This is a genomic window from Corynebacterium gottingense (assembly GCF_007559235.1).
GTDB lineage: Bacteria > Actinomycetota > Actinomycetes > Mycobacteriales > Mycobacteriaceae > Corynebacterium > Corynebacterium gottingense.
On sequence record NZ_VMHH01000001.1, the window covers coordinates 152,337 to 173,981 of the forward strand.

At 66.4% G+C, this 21,645-nt stretch carries 21 protein-coding genes; 5 read left to right on the plus strand and 16 right to left on the minus strand.

Translation table 11 applies throughout. The features are described from left to right. The first annotated feature begins 36 nt into the window (after nucleotides 1–36). The 3 genes from FPH17_RS00725 to FPH17_RS00735 are packed head-to-tail and all read left to right on the plus strand — an operon-like array spanning nucleotide 37 to nucleotide 2,395. A complete protein-coding gene (locus FPH17_RS00725) occupies nucleotides 37–1,371 on the plus strand; it encodes a TIGR01777 family oxidoreductase (protein WP_154878314.1) in 1,335 nt (444 codons plus the stop codon). Nucleotides 1,372–1,395: 24 nt separating this feature from the next. Next, nucleotides 1,396–1,947 (plus strand): type III secretion system chaperone family protein, encoded by a 552-nt coding sequence (locus tag FPH17_RS00730; protein WP_244288033.1) that lies wholly within the window; start codon nucleotides 1,396–1,398, stop codon nucleotides 1,945–1,947. Further along, nucleotides 1,937–2,395, plus strand: coding sequence for a YbjN domain-containing protein (locus FPH17_RS00735; RefSeq protein ID WP_095536200.1), 459 nt, complete (start codon nucleotides 1,937–1,939; stop codon nucleotides 2,393–2,395). The genes FPH17_RS00730 and FPH17_RS00735 overlap by 11 nt, the downstream gene beginning before the upstream one ends. Here the strand turns inward: FPH17_RS00735 and FPH17_RS00740 are convergent. The 16 genes from FPH17_RS00740 to aspS form a co-directional block, all read right to left on the minus strand. Continuing rightward, nucleotides 2,392–3,234, minus strand: coding sequence for a PPK2 family polyphosphate kinase (locus tag FPH17_RS00740; protein ID WP_154878315.1), 843 nt, complete (start codon nucleotides 3,232–3,234; stop codon nucleotides 2,392–2,394). The two genes, FPH17_RS00735 and FPH17_RS00740, sit on opposite strands and share 4 nt — an antisense overlap. Before the next feature lie 115 nt (nucleotides 3,235–3,349). After that, nucleotides 3,350–3,979: a transcription antitermination factor NusB gene (nusB, locus tag FPH17_RS00745; RefSeq protein WP_154878316.1), complete on the minus strand. Its 630-nt coding sequence runs from the start codon at nucleotides 3,977–3,979 to the stop codon at nucleotides 3,350–3,352. Further along, entirely contained in the window at nucleotides 3,979–4,542 is a 564-nt protein-coding gene (efp, locus tag FPH17_RS00750) for an elongation factor P (RefSeq protein WP_095276375.1), read from the minus strand. The genes nusB and efp overlap by 1 nt, the downstream gene beginning before the upstream one ends. 84 nt (nucleotides 4,543–4,626) lie before the next feature. Next, on the minus strand, nucleotides 4,627–5,718 hold the full coding sequence (locus FPH17_RS00755; protein WP_154878317.1) for an aminopeptidase P family protein: 1,092 nt from the start codon (nucleotides 5,716–5,718) through the stop codon (nucleotides 4,627–4,629). Between the two features lie 34 nt (nucleotides 5,719–5,752). Next, entirely contained in the window at nucleotides 5,753–6,190 is a 438-nt protein-coding gene (aroQ, locus tag FPH17_RS00760; RefSeq protein WP_095536203.1) for a type II 3-dehydroquinate dehydratase, read from the minus strand. Between the two features lie 2 nt (nucleotides 6,191–6,192). After that, the gene (gene aroB, locus FPH17_RS00765) at nucleotides 6,193–7,269 is read right to left on the minus strand and encodes a 3-dehydroquinate synthase (RefSeq protein ID WP_154878318.1); all 1,077 of its coding nucleotides are present in this window, start codon (nucleotides 7,267–7,269) and stop codon (nucleotides 6,193–6,195) included. A 90-nt stretch (nucleotides 7,270–7,359) separates the two neighbouring features. After that, complete coding sequence (locus FPH17_RS00770; RefSeq protein WP_154878319.1) at nucleotides 7,360–7,974, minus strand: shikimate kinase; 615 nt, start codon at nucleotides 7,972–7,974, stop codon at nucleotides 7,360–7,362. Further along, entirely contained in the window at nucleotides 7,961–9,226 is a 1,266-nt protein-coding gene (aroC, locus tag FPH17_RS00775; RefSeq protein ID WP_154878320.1) for a chorismate synthase, read from the minus strand. The genes FPH17_RS00770 and aroC overlap by 14 nt, the downstream gene beginning before the upstream one ends. A gap of 12 nt (nucleotides 9,227–9,238) precedes the next feature. Then, entirely contained in the window at nucleotides 9,239–9,625 is a 387-nt protein-coding gene (locus FPH17_RS00780; RefSeq protein WP_414437253.1) for a prepilin peptidase, read from the minus strand. A 139-nt stretch (nucleotides 9,626–9,764) separates the two neighbouring features. Further along, nucleotides 9,765–10,619, minus strand: coding sequence for a shikimate dehydrogenase (locus FPH17_RS00785; RefSeq protein ID WP_154878322.1), 855 nt, complete (start codon nucleotides 10,617–10,619; stop codon nucleotides 9,765–9,767). A 12-nt stretch (nucleotides 10,620–10,631) separates the two neighbouring features. Further along, nucleotides 10,632–11,783, minus strand: coding sequence for an endolytic transglycosylase MltG (gene mltG / locus FPH17_RS00790; protein WP_154878323.1), 1,152 nt, complete (start codon nucleotides 11,781–11,783; stop codon nucleotides 10,632–10,634). Continuing rightward, nucleotides 11,780–12,277 (minus strand): Holliday junction resolvase RuvX, encoded by a 498-nt coding sequence (ruvX, locus tag FPH17_RS00795; RefSeq protein ID WP_095536210.1) that lies wholly within the window; start codon nucleotides 12,275–12,277, stop codon nucleotides 11,780–11,782. Before ruvX ends, mltG begins: the two co-directional genes overlap by 4 nt. A 162-nt stretch (nucleotides 12,278–12,439) precedes the next feature. Further along, entirely contained in the window at nucleotides 12,440–15,109 is a 2,670-nt protein-coding gene (gene alaS, locus FPH17_RS00800) for an alanine--tRNA ligase (protein WP_154878324.1), read from the minus strand. Between the two features lie 97 nt (nucleotides 15,110–15,206). Beyond that, the gene (locus FPH17_RS00805; RefSeq protein ID WP_414437231.1) at nucleotides 15,207–16,598 is read right to left on the minus strand and encodes a replication-associated recombination protein A; all 1,392 of its coding nucleotides are present in this window, start codon (nucleotides 16,596–16,598) and stop codon (nucleotides 15,207–15,209) included. An 11-nt stretch (nucleotides 16,599–16,609) separates the two neighbouring features. After that, nucleotides 16,610–17,869, minus strand: a complete 1,260-nt coding sequence (locus tag FPH17_RS00810; RefSeq protein WP_154878325.1) for a protein kinase family protein — start codon at nucleotides 17,867–17,869, stop codon at nucleotides 16,610–16,612. 103 nt (nucleotides 17,870–17,972) lie between these two features. Continuing rightward, the gene (gene aspS / locus FPH17_RS00815) at nucleotides 17,973–19,763 is read right to left on the minus strand and encodes an aspartate--tRNA ligase (protein ID WP_154878326.1); all 1,791 of its coding nucleotides are present in this window, start codon (nucleotides 19,761–19,763) and stop codon (nucleotides 17,973–17,975) included. A gap of 171 nt (nucleotides 19,764–19,934) precedes the next feature. Here aspS and ypfJ point away from each other — a divergent pair, with 171 nt between their 5' ends. Next, nucleotides 19,935–20,855 (plus strand): KPN_02809 family neutral zinc metallopeptidase, encoded by a 921-nt coding sequence (ypfJ, locus tag FPH17_RS00820; protein WP_154878327.1) that lies wholly within the window; start codon nucleotides 19,935–19,937, stop codon nucleotides 20,853–20,855. 51 nt (nucleotides 20,856–20,906) lie between these two features. After that, a complete protein-coding gene (locus FPH17_RS00825) occupies nucleotides 20,907–21,635 on the plus strand; it encodes a CBS domain-containing protein (protein ID WP_154878328.1) in 729 nt (242 codons plus the stop codon). Nucleotides 21,636–21,645 lie beyond the last annotated feature (10 nt).

Genomic DNA, 21,645 nt, shown 5'->3' on the forward strand with positions numbered 1-21,645 from the left:
CACCCGATGCGTAAACACAGTCACGGAGCAGCGACCATGGGAATCACCGCAGAACACACCGTCCCCGCACCCCGCCTCGAGGTGTGGAATTGGCACGCGCGTCCGGGGGCGGTCACCCGGCTCACCCCGCCGTTTCTGCCCATGACAGTGGCGTCCGAGGCCGCATCGCTTCGCTCCGGCACCACCGTCTTTGCCCTCCCCGCAGGCCAGTGGTGGGTGGCGCAGCACCAACACTCCGGGTACGAGTTCGCCCGCTCATTTGAGGATGTCGCCGCCAACCAGCCGGTGCGCGCACTGACCAAATGGCGCCACCGTCATACGTTCCGGGACTCAGTCGAGGACGCTGGGAGCACAGTGCTTCTCGACGCCGTGTCTACCCCCACCCCCGCCCCGCTGCTCACCCCGGCGTTTGCCTACCGCCAGCGTCAGCTGGTCGGCGACATCGTCTTCGCGCAGTCGCTGCCTGCTTCGGCGCCCCTCGTCATCGCCCTCACCGGCTCGAGCGGGCTGGTGGGCACCCACCTCCGCGCGCAGTTGACCACCCTGGGCCACACCGTCATCCCGCTGGTCCGCCACACCGCCGGCCCCGGCGAGCGCCAGTGGGACCCGGGCAATCCGCACCCCGACCTGCTCGAGGGGGTCGACGCGGTAATTCACCCGGCAGGCGAATCGATCATGGGCCGCTTCACCGATGCGAAAAAGCGCCGCATCTGGGACTCGCGCGTCGCGCCGACGCGGAAGCTCGCCGCACTCGCCGCGGAGTCGGGCGTGCGCACGTTCATCTCCGCCTCCGCCGTCGGGTACTACGGCACCGAGGCGGGCGGCTCCCCTCACGCCGAGGACGCCCCCGTTGGCGCCGGCTTCCTCGCCGAGGTCTGCCAGGCGTGGGAAGAGGCGGCCCGCGTGGAAGGGCTGCGCGCTGTGCAGATCCGCACCGGTCTCGCACTGTCTGGAGCGGGCGGACTCCTTCCCGTGCTCAAAGCGAGTGTTTCGGCGGGGCTCGGCGCCCGATTTGGCAGCGGTGAGTTCTGGATGTCCTGGGTGAGCCTCGACGACCTCACGGACACCTACGTTCGCGCGCTCCTGGATCACACGGTGTCTGGACCGGTGAACGCGACGGCCGCGCAGCCCGTCACGAACGCGGAGATGTCCGCCGCCCTCGCGGAGGTCCTCCGGCGCCCCGACCTCCTGCCCATCCCGACCTTCGGACCAAAGCTGCTGCTCGGCTCGGAGGGAGCCGCCGAGCTTGCGCTCGCGGACCAACGGGTGGACGCGGCGGTCGCTCGCCAGCGCGGGTGGGTGCAGCGCTACCCCACGCTGCGCTCCTCGCTGGACCACGAGCTGGGTCGCGAGGACCTCCTCGAGGCGTAGGCGCTACCAGGTACAGTCGTGCGTGTGACTAACAACGAACACGCACCCGACCAGACCGGCGGAGAGGCGACGATCCCGCCCACGCCGGACGAAGACACCGTTGCCAAGGTCAACGCCGACGCGCAGGCGGACCCCGCCAACCAGCTGCACCCCGTGACCATTGAAGCGGTGGAGGAGATTTTCAAGGCGGAAAACCTGGAGTACCGCGTAGAAAACGGCACCCTGCTGTCCGGCTTCGTCAACGCCGCGATCGTCGTGGCGATCGACCAGGACCACCTGGTGTTCGAATCCCTGTGGCGCGGCGAAATCCCCAAGGACATGGCCTCCCACATCCTGCTCGCCACCAACGAGCACAACCAGACCCACTTCGCCCCCACGCTCCGCTTCTTCGAGCAGGGCGAGGACCACATTGCGATCAGCGCGGTGCGCTCGATGGACATTACCCACGGCGCGTCGCACAACCAGCTCGGCGCGTTCATCATGAGCTCCATCGACGTCGTGCTGCAGGCGCTTGATTTCCTGGCCACCTCGTTCCCGACCCTGGTTACCTGGGAGGACCCGCACAATGAGCACTAATGACGCACAGACCTACACCTCACTCGTGACCATTGATCGCATCGCCGATGCGATGAGCGCGCACGGTGTCACGATCGAACCCGACGCCAGCGGCCGCGCCGCGGTGGCCAACCTCAACGGGTTCAACGTCCTCTTCGTCCTGCTGGACTCCGTGGCGATCATCCGCGCGGATGCGTCGACCGAGACCCCGGCGGACAGCCCCGACCCCACGGTTTACCTCGCCGCGAACCAGGTGAACTCGACCTTCCTCGACGCACGCGCGCTCGTGGTCAACAAGGCCGACACGCTCATCGTGCGCACCGAATCGGAGACCCAGGTCGCAGCCGGCATGACCGACGAACAGCTGCAAAGTGCGCTCAAGCTGAGTATCGACGGCGTCTTGCAGGCCCAGGACGCCATGCGCGCGCTTGTCGACGAAATGACGCAGGCCCGCGAGAACCGTGACTAGGACTCGGCGAGGCGCTTGAGTTCCTCGTCCTTGTCAAAGGTGGCTTCCGGCCACGTGAGGTCGAGGGACGCGAGGGCGTCGACAAGCAAGGTTTTGACCACGGCACGGCAATACTTCTTGTTGTCGGAGGGGATGCAGTACCAGGGGGCCTCATCCGTCGAGGTCCTGGTCATCGCGATTTGGTAGGCCGCCATGTACTGCGACCACAATCTGCGGTCATCAATATCGCCCGGGTTGTACTTCCAGTGCTTGTCCGCCCGCTCGATGCGGTCCTTCAAGTTTTCCGCCTGAAAATCGCGGGAAATGTGCGGCATCACCTTAATGATCTTGGTGCCCCGGGCGGCCGCCTCCTTTTCAAAGTCCACGATCGCGCCGTAGCGGCGCTCGATCTCCTCCGGCGGCGCCATCTGCTTCACGCGCTGGACCAGCACGTCCTCGTAGTGTGAACGGTCGAAGACGCTGACCCCGCCAGGCTCAGGCAGGTGTGGGTAGAAACGCCAAAGGAAGTCGTGCTCTGCTTCCTCCTCGGTCGGCTTGCCAAACGCCTGAATGTGGACGCCCTGGGGATCCATTGTCGGCCCGACCACGTGGCGGATGAGGCCGCCCTTGCCGGACGTGTCCATCCCCTGCAACACCAAGAGGACGGAGCCGGCGTCCTCGTTTCCCGCGCGGCCGTTGGCAAAGAGCAGCTTGTGCAGCTCGCTCAGCTCATCGTCGTACGCGTTGAACGCGTCGTCCACGTCGGACACGCCCGGGGTGGCTGCCGGGTCGACGTCGTCGAGCTGAAAGTTGGGCCCGACCATGAAAGACTTCGCATCTTCAATCGTCACCTTGGACATGGTTCCTCCTGTGTTGCTCCCCTACGGTGCTGTATCTGCCAACGCAGGATACAGCGAATGGTGCCCGCCTTTCCGCAGACACCATTACGTTCTTCCACGTTCCTCTCGTTGCCGCCTAGCTTTCCAGCTTCTCGGCGACCGCAGCGCGCGATTCGGGCGGGACCGCGGCGCCGGCGACAACAGCGGTGACGGCACGCTGCGCATCATCTGCAGACGATGCCTCCTGCTCGCCGACACCAGTTTCCTCGGTTCCCTCAGTACTCTCAGCGCCCTCAGCACTCTCAGCGTCGTCGCCGAACGGCGCCTCCGGGGCGCCGCGCTGCGCGATACCGTCGAGCACGACGTTGATATACGGCGACGCCGCCGCACCTGAGTACTCCGCCGCCATCTCCACGCCTTCTTTAATGGAAATCGGTGCGTCAACGTCCTCGTTGTACATGATCTCCCACGCGCAGACGCGGAGGATCTGCCGATCCACGGCTGGCAGGCGGAACAGCTCCCAGTCGTCCACCAGGTAGCGCTCGATGGCATCGTCCAGGTCGTCGAGCTGTTCGGCGGCACCGGAGATGATCTGGCGGGTGTAGTCCGCCACCGGCGCCACCGAGTTCTGCGGGTTCCGGGACAGCTCCGCCCGGTCTTCTACAATTTCCACCGGATCCACGTCGCGCGTTTCGGCCTCGAAGAGGATGTCCACCGCGCGGCGGCGGGCGCGGTAGCGCGCCCCGTGGCGTTTGTAGTCAGGCATTAGTTGCTCACGCGGGAGAGGTACTCACCCGTGCGGGTGTCCACCTTGACCACGTTGCCGGTCTCCAGGAACAGCGGAACCTGGATCTCAGCACCGGTCTCCAGCGTCGCCGGCTTGGTGCCGCCGGAGGAACGGTCGCCCTGCAGGCCCGGCTCGGTGTGCTCGACCTTGAGGTCGACGGAGATCGGCAGCTCGGCGAACAGCGCCTCGCCCTCGTGGAAAGAGACCTGCACGCGCATGTTCTCCAGCAGGAAGCGTGCCGCGTCACCGAATTTGTCAGCGGGCAGCTCGAACTGCTCGAAGGTCTTGTCGTCCATGACGACGTAGCTTGTGCCGTCGTTGTACAGGTAGGTCATGTCGCGGCGGTCCACGGTCGCGGTCTCGACCTTCACACCGGCATTCCAGGTCTTATCAACGGTCTTGCCGGTGACAACGTCCTTGAGCTTCGTGCGCACGAATGCGGGGCCCTTACCCGGCTTGACGTGCTGGAACTCAATGATCTGCTGGAGCTTGCCCTCGTTCTTGAGCACGAGGCCGTTCTTGAAATCGGCGGTAGTTGCCACGTGAAACCTTTCTTCTGGCGTGCCACAAAGCGTGGCCCAACGATGTTGAGACAGTGCGTTCAACAGTGTGCAAACACAACAATGCTACAGCACTGTCAAGTCCTTGGGGAACTTCGTGATCACCTTCGGCGCGCCGGAGGTAATGAACAGGGTGTCCTCGATCCTCACGCCGCCGCGCCCCGGGACATAAATACCCGGCTCAATGGTCAACGTCATCCCTTCCTGCAGCGTACCCTTGCCGGTCTTCGCTGCGTACGGTGCCTCGTGGACGTCCAGGCCCACGCCGTGCCCGGTGGAGTGGACAAAGTATTCGCCGTACCCGGCGGCCTCGATCACGTCGCGGCAGACGGCATCCACGTCGACCAGCTTCGCCCCCGGTACCGCCGCGCGCACACCGGCGAGCTGGGACTGCAGGGTGACCTCATAGATCTCTCGCAGGAAGTCGTTCGGCTCCCCCAGCGCGAACGTGCGCGTCATGTCGGAGTTAAAGCCGAGGCGGAACATGCCGTAGTCAATGGTGACCAGGTCACCCGTTTCCAGCGTCCGCTCGCCGGCGCCGTGGTGCGGCTTGGCAGAGTTCGGCCCAGAGGCGACGATGGTGTCAAAGCTGGGGCGCTCCGCGCCGAGTTTGCGCATGCGGTACTCCAGGTCCGCGGCGACGTCGCGTTCGGTGCGCCCGGGGGCGAGCTCGCCGGCGTCGATAAGCTGCTCGAGCGCCTGCGTGGCCAGATCGGCCGCTTCCTCGAGTCTGGTCAGCTCGAGCTGGTCCTTGAGCAGGCGGATCTCCTCGACCGCGCCACTGACGGGCACCAGTGTGACGTCCTCCGGGCAGGCGTTGCGCAGCGCTTCCAGCTCGGAGACGCTTACGTAGTCGGCCTCGAAGCCCACGCGGTGGCCGTCCACCACTCCCGCCAGCAGCTCGGTGGCCACCTTGCGGGTGATCGTTGCCGGGACGTCCGGGACCTCTTCCGAAATCTGCGTGGCGTAGCGGCCATCTGTCGCCACCTTCGCGGTACGGTCCTTGGACACCAGCAGGGCGCCGTTGGAGCCGGTAAAGCCGGAGAAGTAGCGCACGTGAATCAGGTGGGTCAGCAACATGTCGTCGATCCGCTGCGCCGCCAGGCTCGAGGCCAGCTTGCGGCGCCGGGTTTCAAAACGAGTATCTGCCAGTGACATTCTTTCCTCCTGACGCGAGTTGTACGTGAAAGTTCTACTCTACGTTGTTGGCAAAATATTCGAGGGCGAGCAGGTAGCCCTGCGTGCCAAGCCCTGCGATTACACCGCGCGCGATCGGCGACAGGTACGAGTGGTGGCGGAACTCCTCCCTCGCGTGCACGTTGGAAATGTGCAGCTCAATGAACCCGCGATGGTCCGTCAGTTCCACGAGCGCATCGCGCAGCGCCACCGAGGTGTGCGTCCACCCGCCCGGGTTGATGATCACGGGCCAGCGGTGGTCTGCAGCCTCGTGGACCCAGTCCAGCATCTCGCCCTCGTGGTTGGTCTGGCGCACCTCGACCTCCACGCCGAGCTCGGCTGCGCGATCGTGCAGCCGCTTCTCGACGTCCCCCAGCGTCTCACTCCCGTACACCTCCGGCTGCCGCTTCCCGAGCCGGTTGAGGTTCGGGCCATTGAGCACAAGAATCTTCACAGTTACGCCTCCTGGGTGGGTTGGGAAATTGCGTCGTACGCCGCGCGCATCTCCTCGACGGTTGCGTCCTCGAGCCGCGTGCACGAGCCGAGGGCGTTGAGCACCACGAAGCGGATGCGGCCGTCGCGGTTCTTCTTGTCGTGCGTCATCGCCTCGTACAGCTCGTCGAAGGCGCCCGGTTCGTACGTCGTGGGCAAGCCGATGAGGGTGAGGATCTCGCGGTGGAGGTCCAGCAGGGTGGCGTCGATAAGCCCGCGCTCGTGCGCGAGGTGCGCCGCAAACATCATGCCGACACCGACCGCGTTGCCGTGGCGCCAGGTGTATTGCTCGCGACGCTCGATGGCGTGGCCGAGCGTGTGCCCGTAGTTGAGGATTTCGCGCAGCCCGGATTCGGTGAGGTCACGGCTGACCACGGCTGCCTTGACGGCGACGGAGCGCCGCACGAGTTCCTCCCAATTCCACTCACCATGGGCGCTGCCGTCGCGGTAGAGGTCGAGGATCTTCGGGTCCGCGATAAATCCGGTCTTGACCAACTCGGCGGAGCCGGACACGATCTCCTCCTCCGGCAGCGTAAAGATCCGCTCGAGGTCAATGAACACGGAGTCCGGCTCGTGGAACGCGCCGACCAGATTCTTCCCTACCTCGGTGTTCATGCCGGTCTTGCCGCCTACAGCGGCGTCCACCATCGCGAGCAGCGTGGTCGGAACCTGGATGACCTTGATGCCGCGCATCCACGTCGCGGCGACGAAACCCGCGATGTCTGTGGCCGCGCCGCCGCCGAGGCCGATCACCGCATCCTGGCGCGAGAAGCCGCTCGTGCCCAGGAGGTCCCACAGCGTGCTTGCCGTGTCCAGGGACTTGCCCGCCTCCGCGTCCGGGATCTCCGCCATCACCGGCTGAACGCCCACGGCTTCGAGGTCGCCCGCGATGCCGCGCGCCACCGCCTTGAGCGCAGCCTGGTGCACGATCGCCACCTTGCGCGCCCCAATCTCTTTGGCGCGAGGCGCGACCTGATCAGTAATGCGGTGCGAGATGTGGATGGTGTACGGCGAAGGTCCGGTGACCTCGACGTGTGCCATAGTGTGCTCCTTTGTGGACGAGTGCCGGTGTGGTCCGATTCTTCCCCAGAATGCCCTCGTGCGCCTGCTACGGCACGCGCTTGTCCGCGCCTACTCCTCCGAGGACTCGATGATCCCCAGAATCTCCGCAACGACACGCTGTGGGGGGCGTTGGTCCGTGCGAACGCGGTAGTCCGCAACCTCACGGTAGAACGGCTCGCGGGTAGCCAGGAGGTCGCGGTAGTGCTGCGCCGGGTCGTCCGCGTTGAGGACTGGACGTGACGTCTCGTTCGCGGTCCTGCGGATGCCCTCCTCCGGGCTGACGTCAATCCACACCACCGTGTGGCGCTGCAGCAGCTGGCGCGTCGAAGCGGTGAGGATCGCCCCGCCGCCCAGGCTCACCACGCCACCGGTCGCCAGCGCGCGCGCCACGCACCCCGCCTCGATTTCTCGGAAGCGTTCCTCACCGACCTCGGAGAAGATCTCTCCGCAGGCCTTGCCCTCGGACTGCTCGATGAGCAGATCAGAGTCCACGATCGGCAAGTTCAGCGCGCTAGCAATCCGGCGCCCGATCGTCGATTTTCCGGCGCCAGGCGGGCCGACCAGCACGACCCTGGGTACGGACGCAACGACGGAGGCCTGCGCAGTGGGCTGGGAATCAAGCGCGGTATCCAGCTCGGGGGTGGTCGCTTCGTCGCGATCCTGCGCTGGCTCAGTGAACGTCATTGGCGTTGCCTTCCTTCTTCTCGCCTGCCGCCTCGTGCGCCGCGCCGTCCGCAAAACTGAGGCGGCGGCGCACGTTTTCGTTGTACGCGTCGATGTTGCGTTTCGTCTCCGCGAGGCTGTCGCCGCCGAATTTTTCCAGCACCGCGCGCGCAAGCACGAGGGCCACCATGGCCTCGGCGACCACGCCGCCGGCGGGGACGGCACACACGTCGGAGCGCTGGTGAATGCCTGTCGCAGCCTCGCCCGTGGACATGTCGACCGTCTGCAGGGCTCGGGGCACGGTGGAGATCGGCTTCATCGCCGCACGCACGCGCAGCTGCTCGCCATTCGTCATGCCGCCCTCCAAGCCGCCCGCACGATTGGTCAGGCGGTGCACGCCGTCCTCGTCGCGCACCATTTCGTCGTGGGCCTCGGACCCGCGACGGCGGGCTTCCTCGAAGCCGTCGCCAATCTCCACTCCCTTGACCGACTGGATCCCCATGAGCGCGGCAGCGAGCTGCGAGTCCAGGCGGTGGTCACCAGAGATGTGGGACCCGAGCCCGATGGGCAGTCCATCCACGATGACCTCGACGATGCCGCCAAGGGTGTCGCCAGACTTCTTGGCCACCTCGATGCAGGAGACCATGTCCTCCTCGGCCTCCTTGGAGTACGCGCGCACCGGGGAGGCATCAATCGCATCGATGTCTGCATATGTCGGTGCGGGGCCAGCGTACGACTCAGACTCGCCGATCGAGATCACGTGCGAGAACACTTCGACGCCCAACGTCTCGCGCAGCAGCGAGCGCGCGACAGTCGCCGCCGCGACGCGTGCCGCAGTCTCGCGAGCGGAGGAACGTTCCAGGACCGGACGCGCGGAATCGAACCCATACTTGAGCATGCCGGCAAAGTCCGCGTGGCCCGGACGCGGGCGAGTCAGGCGCGCTCCGCGCCCGGACGACATCGCCTTTGCCACCTCGTCGTCTTCCATGTCCAGCGGATGCGGCGACATGATCGTCGTCCACTTTGCCCACTCGGAATTGCCAATTTGAATAGCGATTGGGCTGCCGAGCGTTCTGCCATGCAAAATGCCTGTGAGCAGCGTCAGCTCGTCTGCTTCAAACTTCATGCGCGCGCCACGGCCGTATCCAAGTCGGCGGCGGGCGAGGTGGTGCCCGATCTCCTCCTGGGTCACCGGCACTCCGGCGGGCATATCTTCAATGAGCGCAATCAGCGCTTGTCCATGGGATTCCCCAGCGGTAGTCCAACGAAGCATGAAGGCATTGTCTCACAACGTCGCCGCGATCGAGCTCTTTAGCCCAACAAATGTTCCAACGGCCCACGCCGCTGCCAGCATCTGGGGGCCGTGCGGCAGTGCCGCTCGCCCTGCCATCCACCCGCGCACAACCGTGAGCAGCCCCGCGAGCCCCACCGCGGCGAGCACCGCGAACGGACCTCCGAGCGCGGCGAGAAGCACTCCGAGCGGGGCGGCAAGCTTTACATCACCGCCGCCCATGCCGGGGCCAACGAGGTAGGCGGCAGGCCACACAAGGCCACACGCGAGGTACGGCGAGGCGACGCAGGCTGCCAGGGCAACGAGCGCGGGCGGGACCGTCAGCCCATTGGGCAAACGGGAGTGTTTCGCGTCAATGCGCGCGAGCACGATGCTCCACACAACCAAACCGCACATGGTGAGCCAAGTAGCAATGCCAGACCCAAGTGCCGCGCTGAAGAGCGCTCCCCCAATCCCCATGGGGCGACAGTCTAGGCTGCCGCCACGCACGCCGCAGAGCGAGCGCTGTGCTGGCACAGTGCTAGCGCGATGCCCCCGCTTCCCCGGCGCCACTGACCAGCTCATCCCAGTGGCGCATGAGTGCATCTCTCATGGCGCCACGAGGCGCCGCCACGCCGGTGAACTGCTCGAACTGCGAGTACGACTGCCCGGCGAGCATGGTGAGCCCGCCGACCGTCGGGTACCCGTTAGCGGCGGCTCGCACCGCCAGCGGCGTCGGCCACGGGTTGTAGATCACGTCGAGGACAGGCGCGTGTCCAAGCTGTACATCGTAGGGCGCGACCGCAGCTGCCGGGACAGTGGAGACAATGACGTCGGCGCGAACTGCAAGTGCTTCGAGGTCGCCGGTGTAGCCGTGAAACTGGAAGTCCACGCCTTCCACCAGCGGGGCGATCTCGCCAGATCGGTCGGAGCGGTTCACCACGTCGATGCGCGATACACCCGCGTGGCGCAGCGCCCACAGCGCGGGGCGCGCCGTGCCACCGGCGCCGATGACCAGGGCGGTGCGCGGCGTCGCCTCGCCGAGCAGCGCGGAGAGCGCCGTGGCAATTCCCTCGCAGTCGGTGTTGTCGGCGTACCAGCCGACGTCGGTACGCACGAGCGTATTCGCGGAACCGATCGCGGTGGCCCGCTCTGACGCCGTGGTAGCGAACTCCAGGGCCGCGAACTTTGCGGGCATGGTGACGGAGAACCCGCGGTAAGTCGGATCGGCCCCACTCACAATCGCCGGCAGCGTCTCCGCGGTGCATTCGATGCGCTCGTACGCCCAGCCGTCGAGACCCGCGGCCCCGTACCCAGCGGTGTGGAGCACGGGCGACAGCGAGTGTTCGATCGGGCTGCCGAGGACCGCCGCGCGGTGCGTCGGTGGCTGCGTCATGGTGGTCCGCCCCTACCGCTGGGAGTCAAGCACGCCGGAGTCGATCGCGCGGCGCGTGTCTTCCTGGTGCTGCTCGAAGGTGTCGTTGAACACGGTCGTGCCGTCCTTGTCCACGGTGACGAAGAACAGCCAGTTGCCGTCGGCGGGGTGCTCCATCGCGTCGAGGGCCTCGACAGACGGCGAGGCGATCGGGGTCTGCGGCAGCCCGTCCATGGCGTAGGTGTTCCACGGGGTGACGCGCTGGCGGTCCTCGTCCGTGGTCGCGACCTCAACGTTGGGCAGGCCGTAGTTCACGGTGGAGTCAAACTCCAGGCGCATCGGCTCGTTGAGACGGTTCAGAATCACTCGGGCGACCTTGTCAAACTCGCCAGCCGGCGCTTCGCGCTCAACCAGCGAGGCGGCAACCAGCAACTCGTACGGGCTGAGGCCCACGTTTTCAGAACGGGACGCGATGTCGGTGGAGTTGTACACCTCAGCGGAACGGGTAATCAGGTCCGTGAGGATCTGCTCCGCCGTCGCACCCGGGTCAATGATGTACTCGCCCGGTGCGATCAGGCCCTCCAGGCGCTTCGCGTCGCCCTTACGCGCGTCCACCGTCTCGACGGCCCACTCCGGCACGCCCAGGCTCGCCGCGTCCGCATCGGACGCCACGTGGTTGAGGCGCTCGACGTCCACGCAACCCTGCGCCATCTCGCTGCCGCACGTCACGTTCTGAATCATGGTGAGGATGCCTTCGCGCTTCTGCCCACCAACCACGTTGATGTCCATGAGCGTCGCGCCGCCGTAAACCTGGAGCGGGGTGACCTTCTTGTTCGGGTCCAGCAGCGCAGACACGGCGCTCTCCGCGCTCATTTCCTTTTCCAGGCGGTAGAAGCCCGGCTGGATGTTGTCGGAGTCTGGGTCGCTCGCAGCCGCGGCCTGGAACGCCTTGTTGGAGCCGACGATGCCGCGCTCCTCAAGCTCGGGACCGAGCGCGGAGATATTCGAGCCCTCGGGGATCTCCACGACCTGCTCCTCGCCGTTACCTTCGCCCTTAAAGTCAACCGGCGAGGCGGTTTGGTGCGCAACGGCGATCCACGCAATTAGGCCGATGATCAGCAGGATTGAGGCGACGAGGACCGCGATCCCTCGCGTCCGCCGCTGGGCGTTGTTTCGGGAAGTCACGATTCGTTCTCCTTGAGGTAGTTGTGCCGGCCATCAAGCCACGTTTGCAAGATTTCCACTGCCGCCGCTTGGTCGATCACGGCTCGCTGGTCCTTTTCGCTGCGGCCGGAGGCCCGCATCGCGTGCGTCGCCGCGACAGTCGTCAGCCGCTCGTCCGCCATCCGCACGGCGACGTCGCCGTTGCGCCGCCGGATACGGAAGGCGATCTCCTTGGCGTGCTTCACGCTCTTGGAGCCGTTTCCTTTGAGGTCGCGGGGAAGCCCGACGACGACTTCGACGACCCCGTAGGCGTCGATAAGCTCGAGCAACCGCTCGATGTCCTCGCCGTCGCGGTCCTTGAACCCGGTCACGCGCTTGACGGTCTCCACCGGCATGGCCAGCTTCGCGTCGCGGTCCGACGCCGCGACACCGATGCGGACCGTGCCCACATCGATACCGAGTCTGCGCCCCGGGCCGGGGTCTTCGACGCCCGGTGTGTCAGGCTCAACCTTCAAAAGTTTCTCCGATCTACAGGTCGGGGCTCATGCTTACGAGCAATCGCTTATCGACGCCAGCGTCAAACCGCGTACGGCGCTCACAGCCAAAGTACCGCCTACGCACAAAAGGCCAGGACACGCCGACGGCGTGTCCCTTGACCAATTTGTTACATTTGCAGCTTACTTGCCGGCGAGCTCCTCGCGCAGCGCGGCCAGGCCAGCCGTAATGCCGTCCGGATTGCTGCCGGAGCCCTGTGCCAGGTCCGGCTTGCCGCCACCCTTGCCGTCGATGTAGCCACCGACCAGCTTGACCAGGTCCCCAGACTTCACGCCGGCGGCGACGGCCTCCTTGTTTGCGGCCACGGCGAACGGGACCCTGCCGCCGTCGTTGGACGCCAGGGCCACCACGGAAGGCTCGGTGCCGAGCTTGCCTCGGACGTCCTGGGCGATGGTGCGCAGATCGCCGCCGGACACTCCGTCCGGAAGATGGACGGCGACGAGCTTGAACGCACCGACGTGCTCCGCGTTCTTTGCCAGGCCCGCCGTCTGCGCGAGCAGCTGCTGGCGGTGCAGCGCTTCGATCTCCTTCTCCGCGGCGCGGAGGCGCTCTGTGAGCTGCGCGATGCGGTCGGGCAGCTGGTCGGTCGGGGTCTTCAGCTCCGCCGCGATGCCGGAAGCCAGGGCCGCCTCCTTGGAGAAGTAATCGAAGGAGTGCATGCCCGAATAGGCCTCGATACGGCGCGCGCCGGAGCCGACGGAGGACTCGCCCAGCACGGCGACCGGGCCGATCTGCGAGGAGTGCGCGACGTGCGTGCCGCCGCACAGCTCGATGGAGAACGGGCCGCCGATCTCCACTACGCGCACCTGGTCGCCGTAGTTCTCGCCGAACAGCGCCATCGCGCCCATTTCCTTGGCCTTGTCCAGGGAGGTCTCGATGGTGTTGACGGCGAAGTCCGCGTCGACCGCCTGGTTGGTCACGGTGGCGATCTCTTTGAGCTGGGCGTCGGTGAGCTGGTCGGTGTAGTTGAAGTCGAAGCGCAGGTAGCCCGGCTTGTTCAGCGAGCCGGCCTGGACCGCGGTGGGCCCAAGCACCTGGCGCAGCGCAGCGTGGATCAGGTGCGTTGCGGTGTGTGCCTGGCGCGCGCCGTGGCGCCAGGCCTCGTCCACCTCAGCCGTCACGGTCTGGCCGAGGTCCAGCCCGCCGTGTTCCACAGTGGCCTTGTGCACCCAGAGCTTCTTGCCCACCTTCTGCACGTCGTTGACGTTGAGCACGGTGTCGCCCACCACGATGCGGCCGCGGTCTGCCATTTGGCCGCCGGCCTCGGCGTACATCGGGGTGGCATCGAGGATGACCTCGACCTCGTCGCCGGCCGTCGCCTCGTTCACCTTCGCGCCATCGCGCACGAGGCCGAGCACCTTGCCCTCGTGCGACAGCTCGCCGTAGCCCACGAACTCGGTGGGGTGCGCGTCAACCCACTCGCGGTAGAGCGACTCGTCGATGTTGCCCTGCTTCTTCGCCTTATTGTCCGCCTTCGCGCGCGCACGCTGCTCCTGCATCGCCGCGTCGAACGCCGCCATGTCCACGTCGAGGCCAGCCTCGCGCGCCATCTCCAGCGTCAGGTCGATCGGGAACCCGTAGGTGTCGTGCAGCTCAAAGGCCTGCTCACCCGGCAGCGTCGTGGCGCCGGACTCGCGCAGCGCGGAGGCAGCCTCGTCGAAGCGGCTGGTGCCGGAAGCGAGCGTCTTCAGGAAGGCGCGCTCCTCGGCCACGGCGACGCGCAGGATGCGCTCGCGGTTGTCCGCAATCTCCGGGAACGAAGGCGTCATGGTGTCCATGATCGTGTTCATGAAGACCTCGAGCACCTTGCCCTCGGCCCCCAGCAGGCGGGCGGAGCGGACGATGCGGCGCAGCAGGCGGCGCAGGATGTAGCCACGGCCCTCGTTGGACGGGGTCACGCCGTCCAGGATGATCATCATGCCGGTGCGAGAGTGGTCCGCAATGACGCGGAAGCGCACATCATCCTCGTGCTTCCCTGCGTCGTACTGGGTGCCCGTGAGCCTGACTGCCTCGTCGATCACCGGCCGCAGCAAGTCGGTCTCGTAGACATTGTCAACGCCCTGGAGAAGGCACGCGACGCGCTCGATGCCCAGGCCAGTATCGATGTTCTTCTTCGGCAGCTCGCCAAGCAGGTCGAAGCCGCCCTTCTTGTCGCCTTCGCCGCGGATGGATTCCATGAACACCAGGTTCCAGATCTCCATGTAGCGGGAGTCGTCCGCCTCCGGGCCGCCCTCCTTGCCGTACGCAGGTCCTCGGTCGTAGTAAATCTCGGAACACGGACCGCACGGTCCAGGCACGCCCATGGACCAGAAGTTGTCCTCCATCCCCATGCGCTGAATGCGCGACTCCGGCACGCCAATCTTGTCACGCCAGATTTCCAGGGCCTCGTCGTCGTCCAGGTAGACGGTGACCCACAGGCGCTCCGGGTCCAGGCCGAAGCCGCCGTCCTCGACCGAATTGGTCAACAGCGTCCACGCGTGGGTGATCGCGCCTTCCTTGAAGTACTGGCCGAAGGAGAAATTGCCGGCCATCTGGAAGAAGGTGTTGTGGCGGGTGGTCACGCCCACCTCCTCAATATCCAGCGTGCGCACGCACTTCTGAATCGAGGTGGCAAGGCCGTTTTCAAACGGCGGGTTCTGCTGGCCCAGGAAGTACGGCTTGAAAGGCACCATGCCGGCGTTGACAAAGAGCAGCTGCGGGTCGTCCAGGATCAGCGAAGCGCTCGGCACGGGCGTGTGCCCTGCCTGAACAAAGTGGTTGGTAAACCGCTCACGGATCTCATGTGTCTGCACGAGGTGATGTCCTTTCAAAGCTCGTATTTGTCCCGCACTACTCTACCCCGGCGTGTGAATCCGGAGACAGTGCGCGTCGATAAGCAATGCCCTGCGCTTAGTCCTTTCCCCGAATCACGCGGCGCAGCCGACCGAGGAAATCGCGGATCCGCTTCTCCGCTCCGTGATCGGTCGGCGTGTAGTACTCCGCGCCGAGCAACTCGGCCGGGAGGTACTGCTGCGTCACCACGCCGCGGGGGTCATCGTGCGGGTACTTGTAGCCGACGGCATTGCCCATCGCCTTCGCGCCCTCGTAGTGGCCGTCGCGCAGGTGCGGGGGCACCGCGCCGATGTTGCCGGCGGCAACGTCCTGCTGCGCGCGGGTGATCCCCTGGATGACCGACGGCGACTTCGGCGCGGTGGCGAGGTGAATCGTCGCCTGCGCAAGCGGGAGCCGGCCCTCCGGCATCCCGATGAACTGCACCGCGTTCGCCGCGGCGATGGCCGTCTGCAGCGCGGAAGGATCCGCCATCCCGATGTCCTCGGACGCGTGGATGACCAGGCGGCGTGCGATGAAGCGGGGGTCTTCGCCCGCCTCGATCATCCGCGCGAGGTAGTGCAGCGCGGCGTCCACGTCGGAGCCGCGGATCGATTTAATAAACGCGGAGACGACGTCGTAGTGCTGGTCGCCGTCCCGGTCGTAGCGCACCACCGCGCGGTTCACGTTGTCGCGCAGCGTGTCCACCGTGATCGTCCCGCCGGCGGGCACCGCCTCGGCCGCCGCCTCCAGGTAGGTCAGCGCCCGCCGCGCGTCGCCGCCGGCCAGTGTGATCAGCTGCTCGCGGGCATCATCCGCAAGCTCCACCGTGCCGGCGAGCCCGCGCTGTGCCACGACCGCGTTCTCAATCACCTTGCGCAGGTCCCCACGAGAGAGCGACTCCAGCTTGAGCAGCAACGAACGGGACAGCAGCGGGGCGACGACGCTGAACGAGGGGTTCTCCGTCGTCGCTGCAACCAGCAGGACCGTCCGGTTTTCCACCGCCCCCAGCAGCGCGTCCTGCTGGGTTTTGGAGAAGCGGTGGACCTCGTCAATAAACAGCACCGTCTTCTCGCCCCGGATGAGGTCGCGCCGCGCTTGGTCGATCACTTCGCGCACCTCTTTCACGCCGCTGGACAGGGCCGAAAGGCCGACGAAGTTCTGCTCCATCGTCTGCGCGATCAGCGACGCGATCGTCGTCTTGCCCGTTCCCGGCGGCCCGTACAGGATGACGGAGGCCGCACCCGAGCCCTCGACGAGGCGGCGCAACGGCTTCCCCTCGCTGAGCAAATGCGCCTGCCCCGCGATCTCATCCAGCGAGCGCGGGCGCATCCGCGCGGCCAGCGGGGCGGTTTGCCCCGCCTCGAAAAAGCTCGCGCCGCGCAGACCTGCCCCGGGTGCATCGGGGCCGTCGCCACCGAGGCCGGGAGTTGGGCCGCCGAGCCCGCCGCCAAACAAATCTTCTTGTGCCACTGCCACCCCGCCTACGCAAACCGCTTTGCCACGGTGCGGGCAAAGTCAGCGATCACCAGGTACGCCGTGTCGCGCCCGGTGCCGGCAAACGCGGCGAGCGCCTCGAATGTCTTCTGCAGGTCGCGGCGCACGAGCTGCTCCTCCTCGGTGAACGGTCCCTGGCTCTGCGGGCGGAGGATGTCCGAGCCGCCGTGTAGCGTCTCCGCGCCGCTCGCCGCTTCGCCCTGCGCAGTGAACCGTTCACTGTGGGGTGCGACGCCGGCGTCGATAAGCTCTTGCGCGAGCTCGGCATCACTGGCCGCAAGCTCGGCGACGGTGAACTGCCCCATCACGGAGAGGCTGGACAGCGCCCACGCGACCATGGCGCCGGTGATCCGGGCGTGGAGCGTGTCCTCGTGCAGGAATGCGGGCCAGATCCCGCGGACCTCCTGCACCCACGCGCTGATGAACGCCTCGATGGCCACGTCACTGTAACCCCACGCGGAGACGTAGAGCGGGAACCCGGCGACCACGAACGCGACGTCGAAGGAGACGTCGCGGAAACCCGCCCACTCGTAGTCCAGAAACTGCGTGCGGTCCGCGTAGATGATGTTGTCGGGCGACAGGTCAAAGGGAGTAAACGCCCGCGAGCCCCCTTTGAACAGGCGATTGCGCACGTTGGCGGCGGTCAGCCGAACCTCCGTCGGCACGTCGAGCCCGCTGCGTTCGAGCATGTCCAGGCCGAAGCCGAAGCGGTGCGCGAGCAGGCGCTCGCGCAAGTGCTGCATCGTTTCCGCTCCGCTGCGCTGGCGGGCCGCCCGTGCGAACAGCACGTCGAACGCGTCCTCGCGCCCGGCCGAGCCGACGTGCATCCGCCCCAGCGCAGTGCCGAGGTTGCGCAGCAGCTGCACGTGCTGCTCCTCATCCGCGCTGTCCAGCAGCGTGGCCAGGGTGTCGCCCTCGCCCGAATCGGAAATAATGACGATGCGCTGGTCAATGTCGTAGCCAAGAAGGACCGGGCCTGGCCGGACATCTTCGCTTAACGACGTCGTGAACTGGTAGGCAACCACTTCCCGCAAAAAGGCAGCGTCCTCCAGCACGTTGCCGGTCTCCGGCGAGTACTTCACCACGACGGTCCGGTGCTGCAGGAACGGGTTGTTGGACACGCGGGCACGGAACACGCTGGCAACGCCGGAGCCACCCAGACGCTGTACCTCGCCGAGCGTCTGGGTGCCGCCGTAGCGCCGAGTGAGAATCTCCTCCGCCTCGGCGATGATCTGCTCTTGGTCCATGCTGAACCTCTCCTTGCGGGTTACTCGGTTCTCAGTGTGACATACCAGTGGCCCCGGGCGCGACGTTTCCGCCATTCCCGGGGCCGTGGAACCCTATTGGCTCTTACTCAGCCTTCTCGTCGGCCTTCGGCTTGAAGTCCACTCCGGACTCCTTGCGCTGCTCCTTGGTAATCGGGGCGGGCGCATCGGTCAGCGGGTCGACGCCGCCGCCGGACTTCGGGAACGCGATGACGTCGCGGATGGAGTCGAAGCCGCCGAGCAGGGACACGATGCGGTCCCAGCCGAAGGCGATGCCGCCGTGCGGGGGTGCACCGAACGCGAACGCGTCGAGCAGGAAGCCGAACTTCTCGCGAGCCTCTTCCTCGCTGATGCCCATGACGTCGAAGACGCGCTCCTGTACATCGCGCTGGTGGATACGGATCGAGCCGCCGCCGATCTCATTGCCGTTGCAAACGATGTCATAGGCGTACGCCAGCGCTTCGCCCGGGTTCTGATCAAAGTTGTCCAAGTACTCCGGCTTCGGCGAGGTGAACGCGTGGTGGACGGCGGTCCACTTTGAGTGGCCGAGGGCGACATCGCCGGACGCGGTGGCGTCCGCAGACGGCTCGAACAGCGGCGCGTCGACAACCCAGGTGAACGCCCAGTCGCCGTCCTTGATCAGGTCGAGCTTCTTCGCAATCTCGCCACGGGCAGCGCCGAGGAGCGCGCGGGAGGACTTGGTCTCGCCCGCAGCGAAGAAGATGCAGTCGCCTGGCTTCGCACCGACGTGATCGGCAATACCTGCCTTCTCCTCGTCCGTAATGTTCTTGGCCACCGGGCCGCCCAGGGAGCCGTCCTCCTGCACGAGGATGTAGGCCAGGCCCTTGGCACCGCGCTGCTTTGCCCAGTCCTGCCACGCATCGAGCTGGCGACGCGGCTGGGAGGCGCCGCCTTCCATCACGACTGCGCCGACGTACTCAGCGTTGAAGACGCGGAAGGTGGTGTCCTTGAAAAACTCGGTGCAGTCCTGCAGCTGGATGTCAAAGCGCAGGTCCGGCTTGTCCGAGCCGTATTTCTCCATCGCATCCTTGTAGGTCATGCGCGGGATCGGGGTGGTGATCTCGTAGCCGATCAGCTTCCACAGTTCCGTGACGATCTGCTCAGCCAGGGCGATGACGTCGTCCTGGTCGACAAAGCTCGCCTCGACGTCCAGCTGGGTAAACTCCGGCTGGCGGTCGGCACGGAAGTCCTCGTCGCGGTAGCAGCGCGCGATCTGGTAGTAGCGCTCCATGCCGGCGACCATGAGCAGCTGCTTGAACAGCTGCGGGGACTGCGGCAGCGCGTACCAGCTGCCCGGTCGGAGGCGGGCCGGGACGAGGAAGTCGCGCGCGCCCTCCGGGGTGGAGCGGGTCAGCGTCGGCGTCTCGATCTCGGTGAATCCGTTTTCATCCAGTACGCGGCGAGCTGCCTGGTTCGCCTTCGCGCGCAGGCGCAGTGCGTTCGCCTGGCGCTCGCGGCGCAAGTCCAGGTAGCGGTATTTCAGGCGCGTTTCCTCGCCGACTTCGCTGGAGGAGGCGTCCTCGATCTGGAACGGCAGCGCGGCCGCCTTGTTCAGCACGGTGAGCTCGGAGACGTTGACCTCGATCTCGCCGGAGGCAAGGTTCGGGTTCTGCGAGCCCTCCGGGCGCGGTTCAACCACGCCGGTGACCTGGATGACGTACTCACTGCGCAGGTCGTGCGCCGCCTCCGCCACCTCGGATTCGCGGAACACCACCTGCGCCAGGCCGGAGCGGTCGCGCAGGTCGATGAAGATCACGCCGCCGTGGTCGCGGCGTCGGCCCACCCAACCAGTGAGCGTTACGGTCTGTCCATCGAGTTCTTTGCGGAGGTCACCCGCAAGGTGAGTGCGCAGCACGGTCTCTTCCACGTCCTTCCACGTGAGGGCAAAACTTGAACGCCAAAAACTCTACCCGCAGGCGCCGTGAAGCGTTGAAGCGCCCCGGATTGCCGCTTCATTGCCGCTTCTCTGCGCGGCACGGGCGCGGGGATGCAGCGCTGCACGCGGTTTTTTGGCAAGATTTGCAGCATGACGTTTAAGAATGATTTCGGTCAGGGCCAAGGCCGCCGCGCGCAGACGAGTTCCGGCAGCGGCCGGGCAGGAGGCGGCGGCATCCCCATCGCCGTGGGCGGCGGCGGTATTGGCACGATCATTCTGCTGGCGATCGTGTTCTTCCTCAACGGCGGCCTGGGCGGGCTCACCGGCGGCTCCTCTGACCCGCAGGGTCAGTCCCAGCAAAGCCCCGGCGCCCAGGGCGACTACGACCTGAGCCACTGCGATGCCCCGGGCGCGGCCAACGAGTACGACGACTGCCGCGCGGAGGCCACCGCCCGCTCGGTCGACCAGGTGTGGGCAGAAGTCCTGCCGGCGCAGGCGAACATCGAGTACACCCCCGCCGACATCAACCTGTTCCGCAGCAATGTCAGCACTGGCTGCGGGTACGCAACGGCCGATACCGGCCCGTTCTACTGCCCGAACGACACCACTGCCTACCTCGACGTGTCCTTCTTTGAGCAGCTCGGCCAGCTGGGCGGCTCCAACGGCGCACTCTCCCAGGAGTACGTCACCGCGCACGAGATGGGCCACCACATCCAGAACCTCGAGGGCACCCTGGGCCTGAGCGATTACAAGAACCCGGGCGAGGACTCCGCCGCCGTGGCCATCGAGCTCCAGGCCGATTGCTACGCCGGCATCTGGGCCAAGCACGCCTCCGAGGGGCCGAACGCGGCGCTCGAGCCGATTACGGACGAGCAGTTGAACCAGGCAATTCAGACCGCGCAGGCGATCGGCGACGACAGCATCCAGCGCAAGTCCGGCGGCGATGTGGATCCGGATTCCTGGACCCACGGCTCCTCTGAGCAGCGCGCCGAGGCCTTCAAGTCCGGCTACACCACCGGCCAGATGTCTGCCTGCGATACGCTCAATCGCGGCGTCTACCAGGACGCCTAGGGCCACATCGCTTATCGACGCCCACGTGCCACCACCGCTACCCTCGTGGGCATGAGCGAAACGTCATCCCCCCAGAACCGCGCGGTGCCGTTTATGGCCGCGTTCAACGCCATCGAAGGCTTCCTGCGCGAGGAGCTAGGAGCAAAAAAGTCGGACTCGTTCAAGTGGATGACCAGGCAGGCGGCGAAGAAGGGCGTGGTGAGCCGCGAGCAAGCCGACCTGCTTGTGGAGTACGCGGAGCTGCGCAACGCGATCTCGCACGGCGAGTACCGCGACCTGCGCCCCATTGCGGAGCCGCTGCAGGAGACCGTGGACGAGATTGAGCGTTTGCGCGACGCGCTGCTCACCCCGACGCTGGCCCTCGAAGTGGTCCAGACGCAAGCCGTGATTACGTTCGCTCCGGACGACGACATCCGGGAGCCGCTGCGCGCGTTGCGGGAGACCGGCCACAGGCAGTTCCCCGTCTACGAAGCCGGCGCATGCGTCGGGTTGCTCACCACCAACGCGCTGGCTCGCTGGCTGGCGGGCGAACTGGACGCAAACAACCACCTCACCCCAACCACGGTCAAGCAGGTGCTCGATCTGTCGGGGCGGCACGACCAGCCGGTCTTCCTACCACGCTCCGTCACCGCCGCAGTAGCCGTTGATGCGCTGACCACGCCGCTGGACAGCGGCGCGCTCCCCCGCCTGGCCATCATCACCGAGTCAGGCTCACCCAGCCAGCGCCCCTTCGCGGTACTGGTGGCCACCGACATTCCTGCCCTGCTGGCTGCCCGCTAACCGCGACGAT